Source organism: Halomonas litopenaei (assembly GCF_003045775.1).
GTDB classification, from domain to species: Bacteria; Pseudomonadota; Gammaproteobacteria; order Pseudomonadales; family Halomonadaceae; genus Halomonas; species Halomonas litopenaei.
Genome location: NZ_PXNS01000004.1, coordinates 358043 through 379206 on the forward strand (window position 1 = coordinate 358043; position 21164 = coordinate 379206).

Below are 21164 nucleotides of genomic sequence, written 5' to 3' on the forward strand. Positions count from 1 at the left end.
TGCCGCGAGTCGGCCCCTGAAACCGCCAAAGCCGTATCTGGCACAGGGAACATAAGGGTCAGGCGGCGGCGGGCAGGCATGACAATAACTCCTCCAGGGGAGAGCGTTCGGCGACGAGTCGCCTGGCGCTGTGGTGCACACCGAGACGAATACCGAGGCGGCAGTAGAAGCTGCCGTTGAGCTGAACGGTTCGCAGCAGGGTGGTCCTGAGCGCCTGATACAGGGCGGCGTTCGGTGCCGGTGGAGCGTGCCAGAAGCCCGCGGGGACCCGTTGCCGGCCTGTCGCCAGTCCGGGCATGGTGTAAATGGCTTCGCCCAGGGTCAGCAACGGACAGCCGTGCTCCAGGGCCACGAAACCGGAAGTACTGTTGACGGTGATGGCGCCAGTGGCGCTCGGCAGGAGGTGATTGAGGTCACCGCCCTCGATGAACAGTACCCGCCGGTCGATACCCAATTCCCGAGCCAGTCGGCGAGCGCGACGATGGTGTGCGCTGAGGCCGGGGTCGAGAGGGTGGTTCTTGATCAACAGACGTGTCCGGGCCGGCGCGTCGCGAGCAAAGGACGTCATGGTTTCTTCGAGTACCCGGGCCATGTCGGGAAAGGGCGAGTGGCAGCGGATCTGGGCGTCGCTGTCCAGTTGCAGCAACAACACGAAGTAGGGCGCTGGCGCCGAAAGAAATTCCTTGATGAGGTTAGCTTCAAGGCCAGCCAGCAGGCGTTTGCGCGTCAGTTGCTGCGCATAGGCGGCGTACTCCCGGGGAGCGCTGACCGGGGCGTGGCCGCGATAGCCCGGGAACAGCAGAGGGTTAAGGACGCCTGCCAGATGGTAGATCACGTCGTGGGTGGCACGGGTCAAGAAGGGACTGATGCAAGGAACGGGAGGCTCTGCCGGCCCAAGACAATGGGCGGCCTCGAAGACCCTGGCCGGGTCCCTGGGAAAACGGGAACATCCGTTGACACCCTGGGGCTCCAGGGTGATCCAGTGGGGACGCAGGTAGCCTTCCTCGAATACATGGACCCGCAGCCGTTGACGCTCTGCGGCCTGAACAGCGAGCCGATGCAGAGGGCGCTGGTCGCCGAAGACCACCAGGTCGGAGATACCCCGTTGACCGAGAAAGTCATCGATCAGTTCGCCAAAGCTGGCGGCGTCGCCACGGTAGCGTTGGCCCCCGAGGCGCCAACGATAGAGCAGGTCTCCACCACACAGGTCGAGCACATGAACACCGTGTCCCTGGTCAGCAAGGGTGCGAGCCAGTTGCGTGAAGAAGGGAGAGCATGGCCCCTGAAGCAGCAGAAACTGACGCGCCTTGAACGGGCCCATGTTCAGACCTCGCGCTCATGCACAAGAGACGCCGGGCGTCGACTCAGGAAAAGAAATGAAGATGCCATCATGCGGACGGGTGGGCTCCTGTGGCAATGAGGAGCATGGGGAATGATCGTTCTCAAGCACCGCTCAAGATCATTTGCCAAGCATTAGTTGAATGGGTCTTTCAGAGGTTACGAGGAACATAGCACGTGCCCCGCCGAGTCCGGCTGACGAACTTCGCAGCGTCGAGCCGGGGAAATGGAAAACTTGCCCACAGTCATTACAGGTGGCATGTAGCGGCACAGCGCCACGGTTCATGGGGGGAGCGGCGGCTTGTCAAGAGCCTATCCACAGCGGGTGGAGAACTTTTCCACCGAGTTGTTCACAGCCCTGACAGGGGCGGCTGCAAGAGAGGGGCTGCGAGCGGTGATCAGCGAGCGAAGATCAGCGGCCGGACATCTGCCGGTGCCAGCGGTGGTTGGCTTCGATGCTCACTCAATGGACTTCCGCTGGCTGCGGTCAGCAGGATCTGCAGGGGGTCACCATGGCCGACCAGCAGGATGGTGGCATCGTCGAAGCGCTGTTCCAGCGAGATGATCAGGTCGATGAGTCGGCGGGAGACGTCGCCGACGCTTTCGACGCCGTGGGTGCGGTGTTCGGCATTCTCGCTATCCATTGCCCAGACGTCCGCGTAGGCCGGGTCCGGCCCCTGGTCGTAGTCACCGAAGAAGCGCTCTCGCAGGCGCGGTTCAGGGTGTGGGGTGACGTTGAAGTGTTGCCCGACCAGTGCTGCGGTTTCGGTGGTGCGCAGAAAGTCCGAATGGAAGACCTGGTCAGGCGCGGCCAGGTGCCAGCCGGTCAGCCGTTCGTGCAGCTGTTCCTGCCCCTTGGGCGAAAGACCGTAGCCCTCGAGTCCCTGCTCGGGGGAGGAAACGATCAGGCCCATGGCATTGGCCTGGCTATGGCCGTGGCGCATCAGCAGGTAGTGATTGCGGCAGCGTGGAAAGTCGTTGGCCTCAACGTTTGACATAAAAGTGTCACCTCCTAGATTGAACTCAACGATGTTTGTTTTCGAACATCGCTGCGTCGCTGGCGCTCGTCTTCGCACTTGGCAGAGCCTTCAGCCCATGTGGTAGAGCCTTCAGCGTAACGAGTGAAGCCTTCAGCCCATCTGACAGAGCCTTCCCCAAGTCGCCAGTCGTCGACCGCCAGGCTGTCCGCTGCCGCCGGGACCCGCGATGTCGGCGCGAGAGGCCGGGGTCGATTCCCACCCTATAACAAGACTCAGCATAGGTGAGCCACGCCATGACACAACGCTCAAGCCGGGGACGTCAGGTCCTCAACGCAGGTCTCCTGCTCACTTTCGGCGCTGTTGCATCCGTCGCTGTCGCCGAGGATTGCCCCCGAGGTGATCTGGATGCGCTCTACTGCGACCGCAATGGCGATCTGGTGGCCGACCCGCCCGCCAATCAGGACGAACTGGTCGACCCCGACACCCTCATCTTCGCCTACACCCCGGTGGAAGACCCCGCCATCTATGCCGATATCTGGGAGCCCTTCATCGATCACCTCCGGGAGGTGACCGGCAAGGACGTTCGTTTCTTCGCGGTCCAGTCGAACTCGGCCCAGGTCGAGGCCATGCGCAGCGGGCGTTTGCATATTGCAGGTTTTTCCACCGGACCCACGCCCTTCGCCGTCAACCTGGCCGGCGCCGTTCCCTTTGCCTTGATGGGCTCCGACGACGGACGCTTCGGCTATACCCTGCAGGTCTACACCCAGGCCGATTCGGATATCCAGTCGCTGTCCGACCTGGCCGGCAAGCGGGTCGCCCACACCTCACCCACCTCGAACTCGGGCAATCAGGCGCCGCGTGCGCTGTTCCCCGAGGAAGGCGTGGTGCCGGACGAGGACTACGAGGTGGTGTATTCCGGCAGTCACGACCAGTCGATGCTGGGCGTGGTAGCGGGTGACTACGACGCTGCACCGGTGGCGTCCGAGGTGGTGGAGCGCATGGCCGCACGGGGGCTGTATGACGAAGACAGCGTGCGCATGATCTTCGAGTCCCAGCCCTTCCCCACCACCTCCTATACCTACGCCCATGACCTGGCGCCGGATCTGGTCGAGCGCATCGAGGAAGCCTTCTTCAGCTTCGATTTCGCCGGTACCGCGCTGGGTGAGGAATTCGAAGGCGTCGAGAAGTTCATCCCGATCACCTACCAGGACCAGTGGGAGGTCATTCGCACCATCCAGGCCTCGAACGGCGTCAGCTACACCGCCGACAATCTGGAGTGACGACAGGGTATCCCAGGGACAGGAGGGCCGGCGCACGGCGCTCGGCCTTCCCGGGGAACGAGGATGTGCAATGCTCGAGATTAGCCAGCTGGTCAAGCGCTATGGCCACGATGACCCCGTGCTCAAGGGGCTGGATCTGCGCGTGGAAGGCAACTCCGTGGTGTCCATCGTGGGGGCGTCCGGGGCGGGCAAGAGCACCTTGCTCCGCTGCATCAATCGGCTGATCGAACCCACCTCGGGGTCGATCAGGCTCAACGGCCAGGAGCTGTCCAGCCTCAAGGGCGCACCACTGCGCCAGGCCAGGCGGCGCATCGGCATGGTCTTCCAGGGCTTCAACCTGATCGACCGCTTGACGGTGATGGAGAACGTGCTGGCCGGTCGGCTTGGCTACGTCGGCTTCTTTCAGGCATGGCGGCGGCGCTTCCCGCCGGAGGATATCGAACGCGCCTTCCACCTGATGGAGCGAGTGGGCATCGCCCAGTACGCCAACAAGCGCGCGGACGAACTGTCCGGCGGCGAACGCCAGCGCGTCGGGGTCGTCCGAGCCTTGATGCAGGAGCCGGACATTCTGCTGGCCGACGAGCCGACCGCCTCGCTGGACCCCGTCACCAGCGAGCAGATCATGAAGCTGATGAGAGCCCTGGCCAGCGAGCTGTCATTGCCGGTGCTGATCAACATTCACAATGTGGCCCAGGCCAGGGCCTACACCGAGCGTATCGTCGGCTTGCGCCACGGTCGCATGATCTTCGATGGCACGCCGGAGCGCTTTGATGCCGCAGCGCTGGAGGAGATCTACGGTGGCATCGAGGCCCCGGACGAGACCTCCGCATCGACCGTCGCGGAAGGGGAACGCTGATGGTCAACGACAAGGCTCGGACCTGGCGCAAGCCGCCCTTTATCGCCAGTCCTGTGGTGCGCCTGCTGCTGGCGCTGGGCGTGTTGGGTTACCTGGGCTGGGCGCTGGCCACCCTGCCGTTCGACTGGGAGCGGATCAGCGATGGGCTGCCGCGGGCCGCGCGCATCTTCGGCGGCGGCTTTCCGCCCAGTTTCGAGCGCTTCGAACTGCTGCTGACCGGCTTCAAGGAAAGCTTCCAGATTGCCCTGCTGGCGACCCTGCTGGGGGTGGCACTGTCGATCCCCTTTGCGGTGATGGCGGCGCGCAATATCGCCCCGCGTCCGGTCTATCTGGTGGGGCGAGCGGTGATCATCGTGTCGCGCAGTTTTCACCCGGTCATCGTGGCGATCCTGTTCGTCAAGGCGGTGGGGTTCGGACCCCTGGCCGGGATCCTGACCCTGACGCTTTATTCCATCGGCTTTGTCGGAAAACTGCTGGCCGAAGAGATCGAGGAGATCGACTGGGGACAGGTGGAGGCCATGCGGTCGGTCGGTGCAGGGTTCATGTCCACGTTGCTGTACGCCGTCTTCCCCCAGATCCTGCCACGCCAGCTGGGGCTTTCCATGTACCAGCTGGACAGCAATCTGCGCGCCTCGGCGGTGGTCGGTATCGTCGGCGCCGGTGGTATCGGTGGCACCCTGATGAACGCCTTCGGGCGCTACGACTATGACTTTGCCTTCGCGATCCTGCTGGTGATCATCGCGGTGATTCTGGTCAGTGAGGGCATCAGTGGCTGGGTCAGGAGACGACTATGGTAGCGACGCCGACAGAACAACGGGTATGGCAGCGCTACAGCCGACGGGAGCGCTGGACGCGCTTCGTGCTGCTGTTGCTGGTCGTGGCGGTGTTGAGCTGGGCGGCCAGGGATGTCGATATCTTCTGGCCCTGGGTGTGGGATGCGCCTGCCCAGATCTACAGCCTGGCCGACCGCATGTGGCCACCTGACCCGCGGCGCCTCGGCGAGATTGTCGAGGCATTGGTCGAGACCGTCCATATCGCCACCCTGGCCACGTTCTCGACAATCTTTGTGGCCCTGCCCATCGCCTACCTGGCGGCCCAGAACACCACGCCCAATCGTGCCTGCCTGTGGTTTGCCCGTTTCGTGCTGGTGGCCAGTCGTTCGGTCAATACCATCATCTGGGCGCTGCTGTTCGTGGCGATCTTCGGCCCCGGCGTGCTGGCGGGCATCCTCGCTATCATGTGTCGCTCCATCGGTTTCGTCGGCAAGCTGATGGGCGAGGCCATCGAGGAAATCGACCGACGGCCGGTCGAAGCGATGGAAGCGGTGGGCGCCAGTCGGCCCAAGGTCATCCTCTACGCGGTGGTGCCTCAGGTCGTTCCGGCTTTCTTTGCCGTGATCATCCTGCGCTGGGACATCAATATTCGCGAGTCCACCGTGCTGGGGCTGGTCGGGGCCGGCGGTATCGGCGTCATCCTCCAGGGGGCCATCGATACCTTTGCCTGGCCGACGGTGGCCACCATTCTCTGTGGCATCGTCATTCTGGTGTTGCTGGGAGAGGTGTTGACCGGATGGTTGAGAAGCCGAGTGCTTTAGGCTCGTACGACGGAAGGATGTACGAATCTGTGCGATTACCGGCATGAACCGTTGATGCTTGCGACTTAGTACTAACGTTCTGTTTTCTGGGACAGTTGTCTCGGAGATGTCGCCGTTTGCTGGTGCAAGATGATGTCTGGCTCTGGGAGAAACGGCACAGAATGCCAGGACGAGGCGGCGGGGTGCCCCGAAGTTAAGCTATCCTCGATACCATTGATTACCTTATTCAGTGGATCGTCGCCCGGCCTATGAAGATGGATGCCCGCAGAGCCTTTCAAAGCCTAGCCGACAGCCTGTCGCGGGATATCGGTGATGACTTCTTCATGCACCTGGTCGATCGGCTGGCGGTAATCCTCAATGCTGACGCCATGATGATAGCGACCCCTGTCGCGGACGGCTCACGCCTGCGGTCCATGGTGCTGATGGCAGATGGCAAGCATCAGCCAGACGTCGAGTACGAGACTGCCGGCACCCCCTGTCGCGATGCCCTGGACGGCGGAGCCTGCATCTATCCGGAGAACGTCTGCAGTGCCTTTCCGGACGACGTCCTGCTGCGAGATTTTGGTGCAGAAGCCTATGCCGGAGTGGCGATGCGAGGGCCCGAAGGTGAGTTGCATGGTGTTCTGGTTGCCTTGCACCGCCATCGACTGCACCAGCGTCGCCTGGTCGAGGAGGTGCTGAGAATTGCCGCGGCGCGCTGCGGGGCCGAACTGTCCAATCGGCGCACCGAGCAGGCGCTGGAGAAGACCGCCACTCAGCTGGACACGACCAACCGACAGCTCAAGCGCGCCCACCGCGCCTTGACTCTGCTACGACTGGTCAACCGTGCGGTGATTCGGCTCTCCGACGAGATGGCAATCTTCCAGGAGGCCTGTCGGCTCGCGGTGGAGCAGGGCGGCTACCGCTACGCCTGGGCGGGGCTGGCCCAGGACGACCCCGAGCGCAGCATCCTGCCGCTGGTCAGCGCCGGTGGCGCCGATGAATTGTTGCGTCACGCGCGTTTCAGTTGGGATGTGACCACGCCTGAGGGCCAGGGCCCCAGCGGGCAAGCGGTGCATGAAGGCAAGGAGCAACGGGTAGCCGACTACACGACAGGTACGGTAGCGCCTCCGCCCTGGGCCGAGCGATTCGGGGTCGTGGCGGAGGTGGCCTTGCCGCTGAGTCTAGGAAGCGAGCGACGGGGCGTGCTGGTGCTGTTGATGGATCAGCCCTACCACGCTGGCGCCGACGAACTGGCGCTGCTGAGGGAGCTTGCGGATAACCTGTCGTTTGGCTTGCAGGCCATGCGCGCCCACCAGCATCAGCAGAACACCCAGCAGGCGGTGCTGGACATGGCCGAACTGGTGACGGCGCGCAGCGACGACGCCTTCTTTACCCTGCTGGTGCGACGTCTGACCGACGCCCTAGGCGCGGACGCCGTGTTCGTGTCACGCGTCGAGGAAAGCGTCCCGTTGCAGGCGACGCTGATCGCCGGCCTGGTATCGGGCCAGCCGGTGGAGCCCTTTCACTACAGTTTCGAAGGGCTACCCTGCGAGAGCTCCTTTCGCGACAGCGAGCATGTGATTGCTCGAGGCATGAGCCAACGCTATCCCCGCGCCGAGGAGATGGTCGGCTTCGCCGTGGAAGCCTACGTCGGCCGACGCCTGGAAGACGCCAACGGCGACGCCGTCGGTATCCTGTTTGCGCTGTATCGCCAGCCGCTGCATGATCCTGAACCCATCTGTCATCTGTTGCGGATCTTTGCCGCAGGCGCCTCGGCGGAGCTCGAACGGCGCCGCAGCGACGCCCATATACGGCATCTGGCCTTCTTCGATCCCGGGACCGGTCTACCCAACCGGGTCCACTTCATGGAGCGTCTGCAGGCGGCCATTGTCCGGGCTCGCACCGAGCAATATCGGGTGGCACTGATGTTCCTCGACCTCAACCGCTTCAAGGAGATTAACGACGGTCAGGGCCACGACGTCGGTGATCAAGTGCTCAAGGAGGTGGCCGCTCGCTTCAGCGGTTGCCTTGGCAGGCTCGAAAGCCTGGCGCGGATGGGGGGCGATGAGTTCGTCGTCATGGTGGAGCAGACCGACGAGATCGGAGCCGCCCAGGTCGTGGGGCGTCTGCTCAGCGCCTTGAATGATCCAGTGGTGCATGAGGGGCATCGATTCAACGTCGACGTCAGCATCGGCGTCGCCTTCTTCCCCGACGATGGCGATAGTTCCCGGGAACTGCTCAAGCACACCGACATCGCCATGTACCATGCCAAGGAAAGCCGCAGCGGCTATCGCTTCTACGCACCTGAGATGGGACGTGATCTGCGGCGCCGACTGGTGCTTGCCTCTCGTCTGGGTGAGGCGCTGGACACGAAACGTCTCGAGCTCCGCTTTCAACCTTGCGTCGACCTCAAGAGCGGGGACCTGATTGGCGCCGAGGTTCTGTGTCGTTGGCACGACACAGAACTGGGATGGATAAGCCCGATGGAATTTGTCGCCGTGGCCGAGGAACAGGGGATGATCGAGGCCCTCGGCAGTTGGGTCATGGAGCAGACCTGTCGCCAGCTTAAACAGTGGCAGCAGGCATCGCTGGACCGGCTCCCCGAGCGACTCTACGTCAATCTGGCGGCGGCCCAGTTCGAGGATCCCGAGCTGGCAATCAAGCTTTGCGAGATCGCCGCCCGGGCTGGCGTTTCCCCCTCGCTGCTGGGGCTGGAAATCACCGAAAGCGGCTTCATGAAAGACCCAGAGCAGGCGATACGCATCACCGACACCCTGCGCCAGCAGGGATTCGCCCTGGCCATCGACGATTTCGGGACCGGCTATTCCTCGCTGGCCTACCTCAAGCGCTTTTCCGTACAGGCGGTCAAGATCGATATGTCCTTCGTCAGCGACATGCTGACCGACAGCAACGATCACGCCATCGTCGCCACCATCATCGCCATGGCCGATCGTCTGGGACTGACGGTGGTGGCGGAGGGCATCGAGACACCGGCGCAGTTCGAGGCACTACGTGCCCTGGGTTGCGATCTTGGCCAGGGGTATCTGCTGTCACGGCCCTTGAGCGGTGATGACTTCGCGCGGCGCTGGTTGAGTCGCGATGGGCAGCGGCAAGATGGTCTGGGAGATACCTTGCAGGCGATGGAGCGGCCCGCCTGAGCGGCTTCAGGGGACCTATTCGGGGAAGGTCCCCGAAGAAGGTCCCCGAAGCAGGCGCGCCGCTAGCCCTCGCAGGGATCATGACGCCCGCACCTCTATATGGCCTCTGGAATTGCTGCCGGATCAGGAAGCCCTGCACAGGGTCTGCATCCGCTGCCATGCCGTAAAGGCGCCATTCAGTGAAAAGCTCATGAACCAGTAGTCGCTGGTATCGGGCGTCATGCGCAGGCGCAGATGCAGCTGCTCACCGGTGGCGAGACGCGAGGCCAGCAGGTCCATATCGATGCCATTCACGCGCACGTAGAGGCCGTCGTCACCGCGTTGGGTGGACAGCACCGCCGTGCCGGTCTGGGCACGTTGCTCGTCTACCAGCAGGTCGATGGGAACGCGATTGACCACTTCGCTCACGGCCTGGCGCTGGCCAAGGTCACTTCTGACCTCGATCCAGGGCGTGCGGCAATGCCCTGGCGTGGCGTTGACGCTGAGCATGGCGTCGCTGTAGCTGGTCCTTTGGACCGCTCGCACATGGGACTCGTCGCCGAGGGTCGCGATCAAGGTCTGCCAGTCCTGGTGGGTCTGGTGGGCCGAGGTGTCGAAATCCACCGCCATGGCTTGGCTGCTGACGCCTGTCAGGCCGAGTACGGAGACCAGTGCGGCGGCGACACTCAGGCGAAGAAGGCGGGCGCGGCGAGGTGAAAACAATGGCGCAATCGGCATGCTGGCTCCTGACGACCGAGAGAACTCAGAGGTCAGGAGGCTAGCATTCTCGGAGTACGCTGTCGTGGCGTTATCCTGTCTTGCCTCGTCGCGTCAGGCGGGCTCGGCTTCAGGCTCCGGCTCGAGCTCGATCAGCTTGAGGGTGTGCAGGCGCTGGCGGCACTGAGGGGTCATCAGGTCATCCAGGGTGTAGCGATCCAGGACCTCCAGAAATGCGGTCAACCCTTCGTTGGCGATCTGCTTGAAGCGGCAGATGGGCGCGATGTAGCAGGCGCTGTCGTCCCCTTCGCACTCCACCAGGGCGAGGCTATGTTCGGTATCCCTGACCAGGGCGCCGAGGTGGATGCTGCCCGGCGCCTGCTTGAGCGACAGTCCCCCGTGCTTGCCACGGACGGCGGAGACATAGCCAAGGCGACTGAGCTCCTGAACCACCTTCATCAGATGGTTGCGTGAGACCTCGAAGCGTGAGGCGATCTCGGCGATCGTGGTGCGTTCGTTGCCGGATTCGGCAAGGTACATCAGAACGCGCAATGAGTAGTCGGTAAATCGTGTCAGATGCATTGGTCGTGCCCCGGCGCCCCTTGGGCGACTTGGTAAAGAGAAGGGAGGCTTTCGCTCATGCTTTCGACTCTAGCAAGGGACGAGAAATCTCACGCAGGCTTGGCGCATTAAAGCGTAGCGATGTGCGATTATTCCTACGCCAGATGACCTATATCAATGAGATAACATGCGCGGTTTAACTCCTTGTCATGGATGTTCCATCCATCTTATTGTCTCTTGAATGTAGCATGGGAAATCCATAAATTTAGCAATTTTTTTGGTCGGCTTTTGTCGCTGCATATTTGCGGGATTTTCTATACCTATTCAAGGGTGGTTTGCTCGGCTCATATGGGTTAACTGGTCGATGTCTAGCTCATCAAAGCCCTCGATGATGCCGCCATGTTCGCGCTGAAAAGCCTCCGCATCGCTTCTTGTGGCAAAGGTCGCCAGCGGATGTCCCATGCCGCCGGGCCGCGAATGACCAGATACGTACCAGGCCTCCTGTGCACTGATAAAGGCATCGTTTCCGGGGTGGTCCCAGTCGGTGCGAGCCATGTCATGAACCCACGCATGAGAAAGGCGTTCGACGTTTTCCGGTTGAAGAAGAAAGACCAGCATTTCCGCCGCCGAGCAGAACTTGGTGACCTCGCTGTCACCATCGAGCACCAGCTCTCCCTTGGGACCTGGCATGGCCTCGATCAACATCCCGCATACATGGCAGATGTCGTCATCACCGATGGGGGCGGGGCCGATAGTCGTGTCAGAGGTGCCGTCGTTGCAGCCGATCAACAACAGCATCAGGCCACCGATGGCAAAGCGTTGCAGCATAGAAGGAAGGGACATGGGAGTTCTCCAGGCGAGCGTCCTGGCGGACGGAGTGGGGGGACCGCTGGCAGCAAAAGCCAGCAGCAATAACCCGCAGTAATGGCTGGCAGGCAGCGCCGGCTTTCCGATGAGCTAGGCGCGCGGGTTACAGCGCTCGATGCTCGAATCGCCTGATCGCCAGACCCAGGGGTAGCAGCACCCAGACGACCTGCAGCAGCGCCAGCAGCAAGGACGACCTGGGGGTGGCGCTGGCCAGGGCGGTGATCGCGGAGGCCTGATGAGGCTCGACCGCCGAGAGCACCAGCAGTCGGAAGCACTCGGCCGGGTTGGCCAGCATCAGCCAGGGCAGCCAGGCCCCTCCCTGGCGCACGCCTACCAGCAGGGCGAGCAGCGCTAGGTCCAGTACCAGCACGAAAACGAACCAGGTGATCAGGGCCTGGCTGGCAGCAGCCTGCTTGCTGCCGGCACGGGCGCTGATCCAGTACGCCAGGGCCAGAAACGACCAGCCCAGCAGCACGCTGGAGACGATAAGGGTAGTGAGCCCCGCGGCGACCTCGGCCAGCGCGGCTTCAGGTGTGGCGAAAGCGATGACCACGCCAGCGACCGCAAAGCCGCACAGGGTGGCCAGGCCCAGCACCCAGGCGTGGCCCATGAACTTGCCGAGCAGCCAGGTACGTCGCGACATCGGGTAGGTGGCGAGCAGCAGCAGGGTGCCGCCCTCGTCTTCGCCGACGATGGCGTCGTAGGCCAGCATCAGGGCGATCAGCGGGATCAGCAGCATGGACAGCGTCGACAGGCTGATCAGGGTGGTGGACAGGCCGGTAAAGCCGGTACCACCACTGGCGGCGGCACCGAAGGCGGCGATACCCAGCGCCAGTACCCCCAGCAGCACGGCGATCCCGAGCACCCAGCGGTGGCGCAGGCCGTCACGGAATTCCTTGTGGGCGATGGTCAGTAGAAGGCGCATCAGGGCGTGTCCTCGGCGGATGGTGAGACGGTGGTGTGGTCGGACTCGTCGATCACCTGGTAGCGGTCGCTAGCGTCGCTCTCGCTGCTCCCTTCATTGCCATTGCCTGGATCGCGGCCGCTGGGGGCCTGGACACGTCGGTACAGTGCCTCGAGGCTGGGGGGGCGAATTTCCAGGTCCTTGAGCCCCTGAAAGGCAGTGCACAGCCTCAAGGCGTTCATGCGGTGCTCCGGGGCCACTTCCAGTCGCAGCCGACCACCGTCCGCCAACGAAGAGCGGGCGGGGATGCCCTCGCGAATCAGCCTTAGTGCCAGATCCTGGGGAGCACCCCGCATCTCGATCACGTAGGGCAGCGCAAAGCGTTCACGCAGGCTCGCCAGGTCGCCCAGCGCCAGGCACTTGCCCTCGCCGAGGATCAGTGCACGATCGATCACCGGCTCGACCCCCGGCAACAGGTGGGAAGACAGCACCACCGTCACGCCACGCGCCTTCAGCATTCCGATGGTGGCGTAGACCGCCTCGGTGGCGGCGGGGTCGAGCCCGCTGGTGGGCTCGTCGAGCAGCAGCAGCCGAGGCTCGCCAAGCAACGCCTGGGCCAGCCCCAGGCGCTGGCGCATGCCCTTGGACCAGGTCGCCAGACGACGGTCGGCGGCCCCACCAAGCCCCACCTGCACCAGCAGCTCGTCCACCTCTGCCGTGGGCCGACCCTTGAGTCGGGCCAGGTAGGTGAGGGTCTCTCGCCCGCTCAGGTTGGGGTAGAAGCGAACATTTTCGGGCAGGTAGCCCAGGTGCTGGCGGAAGGCACGGTCGCCGGCTCGGTCCGGCCGTTGCCCAAGCACGCTGAGACTTCCCTGGGTGGGCGACAGCAGTCCCAACATCAGCTTCATGCTGGTGGTCTTGCCGGCGCCGTTGTGGCCGAGCAGGCCGAGCACCTCGCCCCTGTTCACCTCGAGGCTGAGATGCGACAGGCGGGTCACGCCGCCGTGTTTCAGGCTGACGTCGTCAAAGACGATGGCGCTGGTCGTGGCGCAGGTCGTGGCGCGGGTCATGGATAGGATGTCCGTGTGGCGGAACGAGGTCTCGAAGGCGTCATCAGGGGGGCGCTGTCGCTGACGCCGGCGGGACGAAATACCGGAAAGGCGCGCTGTACCCAACGCAGCGCCAGCACCGCCGGGCTCGACATCAGTACCTTGGCCTCCGGGTGTCGCCACAGCAGCTGGTCCATGGCGTCATTGGGCTGGTAGCGGGTGTCGCCGATGCCGTCCTCGTCCAGGTCCCAGCCCAGGTAGTCGCTCCAGTAGTTGCCGCGACCGTGCTCGGACCACTCCTGCTGTCGAGTGGCCACGTACTTCACCTGGCGGCGATTGTGGATCAGGGCGTTGCCGCTGATGCGGTTGTCCTCGGAGCCGGCGGTGAGGTGAAGCCCGATGTCGCTGTCCTCGAGGCGGTTGCCGCGAATCTCGTTGAACTGGGCGTTGTAGACGAAGATGGCCTTGCCATCGCCACCGCTGACCAGGCCCCGGTCATGGGCGTCGCGTGCCTGACGCACGCCGATGATGTCGTTGTCGATGATCCGGCTATCGGTGATGTTGTTCATCAGGATGCCGTAGTTGCGATCCTCGATGGAGCGATTGGCCCTCACCGTCAGTCCACGGGACTGCATCAGGGCGTAGCCGGTGCGGGTGTGACGGGTCAGGTTGTTGGTCACGCTGTTGTCGTGGGCGTACATGTAGTGGACGCCGTAGCGAAGGTCTTCGAGCAGATTGCCGTCGATCACGCTGTCGCTGCTGGTGTCGATATAGACGCCGTCGCGCACCTGGCGGATATCGTTGCCGGAGACCAGCGCCCGACGCGCATTGAACAGCTGCACGCCGTTGCCGCGGTCCTGGGAGCGTACCCGGGTATCGCCGCGAATCTGATTGTCGAGGACCCGGGCGTCATCGACGCCATCGAGCCAGATACCGAAGCCAGGGCCGGACAGCCGGCAGCGCTCGATGCTGGCGCCATGGGCGGTCCTTTCCACGTGAACGCCCGCATCCATGGCGGTCAGGTCCGCACCCCAGTGCTGAAGGGTCAGCCCGGACAGGGAAATGCCAGGTGAGCGCAAGGTCAGCAGGGTCCCGCTGCCGCCGCCATCGATCACCACACCGGCACCGTCGGCGACCAGGCTGAGCGGTTTGTCGATGATCACCGGGCCTGTCGCGTAGTGGCCCGGTGCGAGCCGCAAGGTATCGTTGGGCTCGGCCTGCTCGACCCAGCGCTTGAGCGGTGTGCCCGCGGTCACCTTCAGCTCAGCGGCCAGCACCTCGCTGGAACTCAGTATCGCCAGTAGCGCCAGCCCTGCGGTCAGGGCCAGCGCCATCGGTGTCACTCGGCCAGGTGCCGAACGGCCTGCGAGAAAGGAGGGAACTTGGAACATGGTGATGTCGCCTGGGGCCGTGCCGAGCGCCACCGGCGCTCGGCACGGCCGCTCCTCAGGCCTTCTCCACCAGCATGCGACCGAACATTTCCATGTGCATCGCGTGGCAGAACCAGTTGCAGTAGTACCAGTGCACACCGGCGCGTTCGGCGGTGAAGGTGACGCTGGACGTCTGCTGCGGACCGATCTCCATGGACACGCCATGGTTGACCATGCAGAAGCCGTGGGTCAGGTCTTCGACGGTATCCAGGTTGGTGATCACCACCGTGACCTCGTCACCCTGCTTCACCTTGAATTCGGTGATGCCGTACTGGGGCGCGACAGAGGTCATGTAGACGCGCACCTTGTTGCCGTCGCGGATGACCTTGTTGTCGCTCTCCAGGGTGATGCCGTCGGCCTCGGCCATGGCGCGGGTGGGTGCGAAGAACGGGTCCTGGCGGTCCCACACCTGGATCGGGTTGAGCTGGTCGGCGCGCATCATGATGGCGTCATGGGGCTCGGCGTAGGTCGGGCCGTCATGCACCAGCTTCATGGTGTCGCCGGAGATGTCGATCAGCTGATCGTTTTCCGGGTGCAGCGGTCCCACCGGCAGGAAGCGGTCCTTGGAGAACTTGCACAGCACCACCAGCCACTTGCCGTCGGCATCGCGTGTCTCGCACAGGCTGGCGTGGTTGTGGCCCGGCTGATAGTGCACGTCGAGCTTCTGGTGGATGTAGTTGACGTCCTCGCCGTTGTAGGCGCGGATCGCCTCCTCGATGTTCCACTTGGCCACCTGGCTGTCGATGAACAGGGTGGTGTAGGCGAAGCCGCGACCGTCGAAGGTGGTATGCAGCGGCCCCAGGCCCAGCTCCGGCTCGGCGACCACGCTGTCGCGGGGCTCGATCTCGTCGGCGAACAGCGCCGGCAGCTTGTCGATGGCGATGATCGACACCGTCGGCGACAGCTTGCCGTTGGCGATGAAGTACTTGCCGTCGGGTGAGGTATTCAGGCCGTGGGGATTCTTGGGCACCGGAATGTAGCGCGTCAGCGGTGAGCCCTTGCGTCCGTCCAGCACCGGCACCGGGGAGTCGCCCAGGGTCTCGAACTGGCCCTTCTCGACGGCGGCCTCGATGGCTTCGACGTCGTACACCACCACCCAGTCACGCTCGGCACGCATGCTGTCGGCCAGGGTCATGCCCTTCTCGGAGTTGTAGCAGGTCGAGGCAACGAAGCGGCCAGTGTAGTCGGCGTCGGTGTTGTCCAGGTTGCCATCGACGATCACCTGCCAGGCCACCTCCATGGTCTCGGCGTCGATGGCGTTGAACATGGTGTAGTAGTTCGCAGGATTCTCCAGATCACGACCGTCGTTGATCTGGGGGATCGGGAACTCGGCGTTGGCGAAGACGTACTTGGTGTAGGGCACCTTCTGCAGGCGCAGGCCATGGATGGCCTGGACGTTGGGAATAGTGGTGACCTTGTCGGTCTTCATGATGTCGAGGCGGATCCGTGCCACCCGGGTATTGGCCTTGTCGTTGATGAACAAGTACTTGCCGTCATAACGACCGTCGGTGAGCGAGGCGTGGGGGTGGTGGGCGTCGCCGTTGTGGAAACGCGCGGACTCGCCGAGGATGTGCTTGGACTCGTTGGTGATGCCCCAGCCGGTGGCGCTCTCGGTGTTGAACACCGGAATGCGCATCAACTCGCGCATGGAGGGGATGCCCAGCACCCTCACTTCGCCGGAGTGGCCGCCGCTCCAGAAGCCGTAGTATTCGTCGAGTTCACCGGGGGCCACCATGGCATCGCCTTCACTGGCGCGGGCGCTGCGGCTGCCGAGCAGGGCGCTGGTGCCAACACCGCCGACCACTCCGCTGGCAAGGCCGGCGCCGGCGACGCCGGTCACCGCACTGTTGCGTAGAAAGTGGCGTCGGGCCAGATTCTGGATACTGCGGGAATCGTCACTCACTTCAGTTCTCCTCAAGGCAGGGTATACGCCGCGGGTCGCCGTCCTGGCTTGATCCGCGGGGTTCTGCGTCACCCACGTCGCCGTGCGTCCTCGCCGCATTCCGTTCCAGGCGCTTTCTGCGCTTGACCCGGGGCGGACAGCGACGGTCGTCGTCGTAGGTGATCTGGCAGTCCAGGCAGTAGTGGCACTCCGAGGCCTCGATGCGACCGTCGGGATGGATGGCTACCAGCTCGCAGTCGTTGGCGCAGATCTGGCAGGGGGTGCCGCACTGGCCACGGTGCCGCCTGAGCCAGTCGAAAAGGCGCAGGCGACCGGCGATGGCCAGGCTCGCGCCCAGCGGGCAGACGTAGCGGCAGTAGGCCTTGTGCATGAAGGCCGAGCTTGCGATCAGTGCCACGGCGTAGAGCACATAGCCCCAGTCGCGCAGGAAGTGCAGGGTGATGGCGGTCTTGAACGGCTCGACCTCGGCCAGCCGCTCCGCCTGTCCCAGGTCGTAGAAGGACACCCCGACCAGGCCAAACAGGATCAGATACTTCACCACCCACAGCCGCCGGTGCACGGCGAAGGGCAGCGTCAGTTGCGGCACCTTCAGGTGACGGGCGAGCTGGTTGACCAGGTCCTGCAGCGCACCGAAGGGGCACAGCCAGCCGCAGAAGATGCTGCGGCCCCACAGCACCAGAGTGACCGCCACGAAGACCCACAGCACGAACATCAGCGGATCGATCAGGAAGGCCGACCAGCTGAAGCCATGGATGACGGAATGGATCAGCGCCAGCACATTGACCACCGAGAGCTGGGCCAGCGAGACCCAGCCGATATAGACCAGGGTGTAGAGCAGGAAGGCCTTGCGCAGCGGGCGCAGCAGGCGCGGACGACGCGCCAGGGCGTCCTGGAACGCCAGGATCAGTGACAGCGTCACCAGTCCAGCACCAAGCCCGATCAGCTCTAGCCGACTCTGCTGCCACATCTCGAGCCACAGCGGGGCGGGCTCCACCGGCTCGGGACGCTCGATAAAGGCCTCGGGCAGCGCCTGGTCGAGATGAAAGCGGGTGAACTCCTGGGTCAGCGGCCCCGAGGCCCGGCGCACCAGCAGGTTCAGCCGCCAGGGCGTGCCCGGGTCGAAGTGGGCGTCCTCGTGGATCACGAAGATGTCGCGTTCGCCGAGTGCGGGGGCTCCGTCGATGGCCAGACGCGGCAGGCGGCGCTGGTCGCTGTCGTGGAAGCTGATCGAGGCGTTGCCCTGGACCAGCTCGATACGATCGAAGATGCCGCCGCGCACGTAGCCCGACCCCTTGTAGGAAAAGCTGCCATCGGCGAGCAGGGCAACGGCGTGTTCGCCGGGGGCGAGGCTCGCCATCAACTGGTCGTAGCCGCGCTCGCCGAGCAGATTGCGGCCAACGCTCGGCGCATTGAGGTAGCCCAGGTAAAGATCGATGAAGGTGGCGTCGCGGGGCGGACGCTGGCCGCTCAGGTAGTGCTCCGCCGGGGTGCCGACGAAGGCGTCGTCGACCTCTCCCTGGCGCAGGGTCAGGTGACCCAGTGCCCCCTGGTCGAGCAAGCCCTGCCAGTCGGCGGGCGCGTAGATCTCGTCGCGCACGCGGGCGATTGGCGCTGCCGCGGGGTCCTCGATCAGCCCCAGGGCGGCGGCGACCAGGCGTCCTGCCCGCATGATGGTGTCGTTGACCACGATGACGGTCACGGTGGCGCCGGAGATGGCGTCGACGTCCTCTCCCACCTCCAGGCGCGACGTCACCGAGGTACCTAGGTGCTGGCCGGCGAAGTCGTCCAGGCGCTCTGACGGGATACCGACCAGCATGATCGGCTCGGAATGATTGAGCACCTTGGCCAGGCGCAGGCTGGCGGAAGGATCGATGGCGATCAGCAGGTTGACCGGCTTGCCCGAGTAGGCGGGGATCGGCGCGACCTCGGCGCTCTCGAAGGCGTAGCCGACCAGCTCGTCGCCTCGGTAGAGCGCATTGACCGGCCACGGCAGGTCGGCCACCGGCTCTATTCTGTCGGTGCCGGGAAAGGCCTGCTGAAACAGGGCGAGGTCACCCTTGGCGCTGCCAAGGTCACCGGGATACTGATCGAATTCCAGCGCCAGGGCGGGCAGGCTCAACCACATCGCCAACAGCACGACAAGCAGGCGCAGGGGAGAAGACCAGTGGCGGGGAAAATGGCGGGGGGCTTGGGTCATGGCATGACCTCGAGGCGCAAAGCGCCCCGAGGACGCTTCGCGCACCAGGGTGGGATCAGGGCGTCAGCGACGAGAAGTAGGCGGCGATGTCGGCGATATCCTGATCCGACAGGGCCGCCGCCTGGGGCGCCATGATGGCGGACATGCCACCACCGCGCTGACCCTCGCGGTAGGCCTTGAGCGCGCTTTCCAGGTACGGAGCGTTCTGACCCGCCAGGTTGGGATAGATCGGTCCGGTGGCCTTGCCGTCAGTGCCATGGCAGGCGGCGCAGGCGCCGATCTTGGTTTCACCGGCGGCGGCGTCGCCGGCGGCCTGGGCGTTGAGACTGAACAGACAGGCGGCGCCAAGCGCGGCCAGGGGGATCCATTTCATGATGAGCGCTCCTCGGTCTTGGGGCGTGATACCTGACGCAAGCGGCGTGCGGCTTGGGTCAGGCATCACGGTTTGTGCGGGATGTCCCTTGGGACTCTCGAGTATTGGAGCGCTCAGCGACAATACCCTATGACGTTGGTCAACTTTAGGCGGGGAGAGGTACGTCTTCCGTACTATGCTTGATCGGGATCACTGGGATGGCAGGGGCATCATTGCGGTTGGCTCTCGTTTGCACTACCTCGGGCGAGAACACGCCACAGGGGCAAGCGCCGTGATGCCGCTGCCGTGATTTGATGCAGATCATGTCTGGCTTCGTCTTGCCGGGACGGGCGGATTCGACGTGCGACAATGCCGACAGATGCCGCCGTCGGGCGGTCGTGTCACGAGGGGCCTTGTCGATGTCATCCGATGTTTTGCCGTTTCAGCGTGCGCTGGTCGAGAAGTACGACCGTCCAGGGCCGCGCTACACCTCCTATCCCACCGCGCCGCACTTCCACGACGGTTTCGGTGTCGCCGACTATCGCCAGGCGGTCGAGCGCAGCCAGCAGGGGGAGCCGAAGCCGCTGTCGGTCTACGTCCATGTGCCCTTCTGCGAAAGCCTCTGCTACTACTGTGCCTGCTCCAAGATCATTACGCACAATCGCGAGCGTGCCGCCGACTACCTGGCGCTGCTCAAGCGCGAGATCGCCCTGCAGGCGGCGCTGTTCGACGAGACCCGGGAGCTCAACCAGCTGCACCTGGGTGGGGGCACCCCGACCTTTCTGTCCAATGACCAGCTCAAGGGGCTGATCGACGCCCTGGCGCGCCACTTCCGGTTCGCCCCGGAGCAGCGCCGGGAATTCTCGCTGGAGGTGGATCCGCGTACGGTGACCCCCGCCCAGATCCATGAACTGCGCGAGATGGGCTTCAATCGTCTGAGCTTCGGCGTCCAGGACTTCGATCCGCTGGTGCAGAAGGCGGTCAACCGCGTGCAGAGCGAGGCCCAGGTGGCGGCCCTGGTGGACGCCGCCCGGGACGCCGGCTTCGCCTCGGTGTCGGTGGACCTGATCTATGGGCTGCCGCTGCAGACCCGCGACAGCTTCGACGCCACCCTGGCCAAGGTGGTGGCGCTGAGACCCGACCGCATCGCCGCCTACAGCTACGCCCACCTGCCGTCGCTGTTCAAGGCCCAGCGGCTGATCCGCGACGAGGACATGCCGCCGCCCGGGCGCAAGCTCGAGTTGCTCGAGCTGACCATCGAGCGGCTGACCCAGGCGGGCTACGTCTATATCGGCATGGACCACTTCGCCCTGCCCGAGGACGAACTCAGCAGAGCCCGTCACGACGGTACCCTGCAGCGCAATTTCCAGGGCTACTCGACCCACGCTCAGTGCGACATGATCGGGCTCGGGGTCACCTCCATCGGCAAGGTCGGCGACGCCTACAGCCAGAACGTCAAGACCACCGCCGAGTACGCCGAGCACCTCGAGGCCGGGCGGCTGCCGGTGTTGCGGGGCTATCGGTTGAGCGACGAAGACCAGCTGCGTGCCGAACTGATCACCTCGCTGATGTGTCACGGCGAGGTGCGCTTCGCCGAGTTCGAAGCCCGTCACGCTATCGACTTTCGCACGCATTTCGCCAGCGCCCTCGACCAGCTCGACGAGATGCAGGCCGACGGCTTGATCGAGATCAAGCAGCAAGCGCTCAGGGTACTGCCGGCAGGACGCCTGATGATGCGCAACGTGGCCATGGCCTTCGATGCCTACCTGGTCCCCGGCAGCGGGCGCTTCTCGCGCACCGTCTAGCCGGCTCTATCGCGGCTGCCCCGGGGCGAGACGCCCGGGGTAGGCCGCGCTACCTTTCATGCGCCAAAGCCGAATTAACGATCGGGTCTTCCATGGCCCGATTTTTCGTTTATATTGTGCCGCCGGTCGAAAATTTTACTATATCTGGTAGGGTGCCCGAGCTTATCCGGAGCGCGCATCCGCCCCTTTACGACCCCGTTTATTTGCCGGTA

17 protein-coding genes are annotated in these 21164 nt (G+C 64.2%); 6 read left to right on the forward strand and 11 right to left on the reverse strand.

Annotation, left to right across the window (positions count from 1 at the left end; genetic code table 11):
* Positions 1-58 precede the first annotated feature (58 nt).
* The gene (locus C6W88_RS08085) at positions 59-1321 is read right to left on the reverse strand and encodes a capsule polysaccharide biogenesis protein (protein ID WP_108132092.1); all 1263 of its coding nucleotides are present in this window, start codon (positions 1319-1321) and stop codon (positions 59-61) included.
* A gap of 415 nt (positions 1322-1736) precedes the next feature.
* Positions 1737-2336: a histidine phosphatase family protein gene (locus C6W88_RS08090; RefSeq protein ID WP_231498578.1), complete on the reverse strand. Its 600-nt coding sequence runs from the start codon at positions 2334-2336 to the stop codon at positions 1737-1739.
* A gap of 275 nt (positions 2337-2611) precedes the next feature.
* Between C6W88_RS08090 and phnD the strand changes: the two genes are divergently transcribed.
* The 5 genes from phnD to C6W88_RS08115 all read left to right on the forward strand — a co-directional run bounded on the left by phnD (position 2612) and on the right by C6W88_RS08115 (position 9188).
* Positions 2612-3598, forward strand: a complete 987-nt coding sequence (gene phnD, locus C6W88_RS08095; protein ID WP_083970649.1) for a phosphate/phosphite/phosphonate ABC transporter substrate-binding protein — start codon at positions 2612-2614, stop codon at positions 3596-3598.
* 70 nt (positions 3599-3668) lie between these two features.
* A complete protein-coding gene (phnC, locus tag C6W88_RS08100) occupies positions 3669-4454 on the forward strand; it encodes a phosphonate ABC transporter ATP-binding protein (RefSeq protein WP_045994840.1) in 786 nt (261 codons plus the stop codon).
* A complete protein-coding gene (gene phnE / locus C6W88_RS08105) occupies positions 4454-5251 on the forward strand; it encodes a phosphonate ABC transporter, permease protein PhnE (RefSeq protein WP_045994839.1) in 798 nt (265 codons plus the stop codon). The genes phnC and phnE (C6W88_RS08105) overlap by 1 nt, the downstream gene beginning before the upstream one ends.
* Positions 5245-6048, forward strand: a complete 804-nt coding sequence (gene phnE, locus C6W88_RS08110) for a phosphonate ABC transporter, permease protein PhnE (RefSeq protein WP_108132093.1) — start codon at positions 5245-5247, stop codon at positions 6046-6048. The genes phnE (C6W88_RS08105) and phnE (C6W88_RS08110) overlap by 7 nt, the downstream gene beginning before the upstream one ends.
* A gap of 254 nt (positions 6049-6302) precedes the next feature.
* Positions 6303-9188: a bifunctional diguanylate cyclase/phosphodiesterase gene (locus tag C6W88_RS08115; RefSeq protein WP_181248610.1), complete on the forward strand. Its 2886-nt coding sequence runs from the start codon at positions 6303-6305 to the stop codon at positions 9186-9188.
* A gap of 123 nt (positions 9189-9311) precedes the next feature.
* On the opposite strand, the gene C6W88_RS08120 is transcribed toward C6W88_RS08115, so the two are convergent.
* From C6W88_RS08120 to C6W88_RS08160, 9 genes are all read right to left on the reverse strand, one after another.
* Complete coding sequence (locus C6W88_RS08120) at positions 9312-9905, reverse strand: hypothetical protein (protein WP_108132095.1); 594 nt, start codon at positions 9903-9905, stop codon at positions 9312-9314.
* 93 nt (positions 9906-9998) lie between these two features.
* Positions 9999-10466, reverse strand: a complete 468-nt coding sequence (locus tag C6W88_RS08125; RefSeq protein WP_108132096.1) for an Rrf2 family transcriptional regulator — start codon at positions 10464-10466, stop codon at positions 9999-10001.
* 303 nt (positions 10467-10769) lie between these two features.
* Positions 10770-11288, reverse strand: a complete 519-nt coding sequence (locus tag C6W88_RS08130; RefSeq protein WP_108132097.1) for a nitrous oxide reductase accessory protein NosL — start codon at positions 11286-11288, stop codon at positions 10770-10772.
* A 127-nt stretch (positions 11289-11415) separates the two neighbouring features.
* Complete coding sequence (locus C6W88_RS08135; RefSeq protein ID WP_108132098.1) at positions 11416-12237, reverse strand: ABC transporter permease; 822 nt, start codon at positions 12235-12237, stop codon at positions 11416-11418.
* Positions 12237-13286, reverse strand: coding sequence for an ABC transporter ATP-binding protein (locus C6W88_RS08140; protein WP_108132099.1), 1050 nt, complete (start codon positions 13284-13286; stop codon positions 12237-12239). The genes C6W88_RS08135 and C6W88_RS08140 overlap by 1 nt, the downstream gene beginning before the upstream one ends.
* Entirely contained in the window at positions 13283-14656 is a 1374-nt protein-coding gene (locus C6W88_RS08145; protein WP_231498579.1) for a nitrous oxide reductase family maturation protein NosD, read from the reverse strand. Before C6W88_RS08145 ends, C6W88_RS08140 begins: the two co-directional genes overlap by 4 nt.
* A gap of 55 nt (positions 14657-14711) precedes the next feature.
* Complete coding sequence (gene nosZ, locus C6W88_RS08150; protein ID WP_231498580.1) at positions 14712-16598, reverse strand: TAT-dependent nitrous-oxide reductase; 1887 nt, start codon at positions 16596-16598, stop codon at positions 14712-14714.
* 1 nt (position 16599) lies between these two features.
* Entirely contained in the window at positions 16600-18795 is a 2196-nt protein-coding gene (locus C6W88_RS08155) for a NosR/NirI family protein (RefSeq protein ID WP_108132102.1), read from the reverse strand.
* Between the two features lie 55 nt (positions 18796-18850).
* Positions 18851-19168, reverse strand: a complete 318-nt coding sequence (locus C6W88_RS08160) for a c-type cytochrome (protein ID WP_045993538.1) — start codon at positions 19166-19168, stop codon at positions 18851-18853.
* A 398-nt stretch (positions 19169-19566) separates the two neighbouring features.
* On the opposite strand from C6W88_RS08160, the gene hemN reads away from it, so the two are divergent.
* Positions 19567-20952 (forward strand): oxygen-independent coproporphyrinogen III oxidase, encoded by a 1386-nt coding sequence (gene hemN / locus C6W88_RS08165; RefSeq protein ID WP_108132103.1) that lies wholly within the window; start codon positions 19567-19569, stop codon positions 20950-20952.
* The last annotated feature ends 212 nt before the right edge of the window (positions 20953-21164 follow it).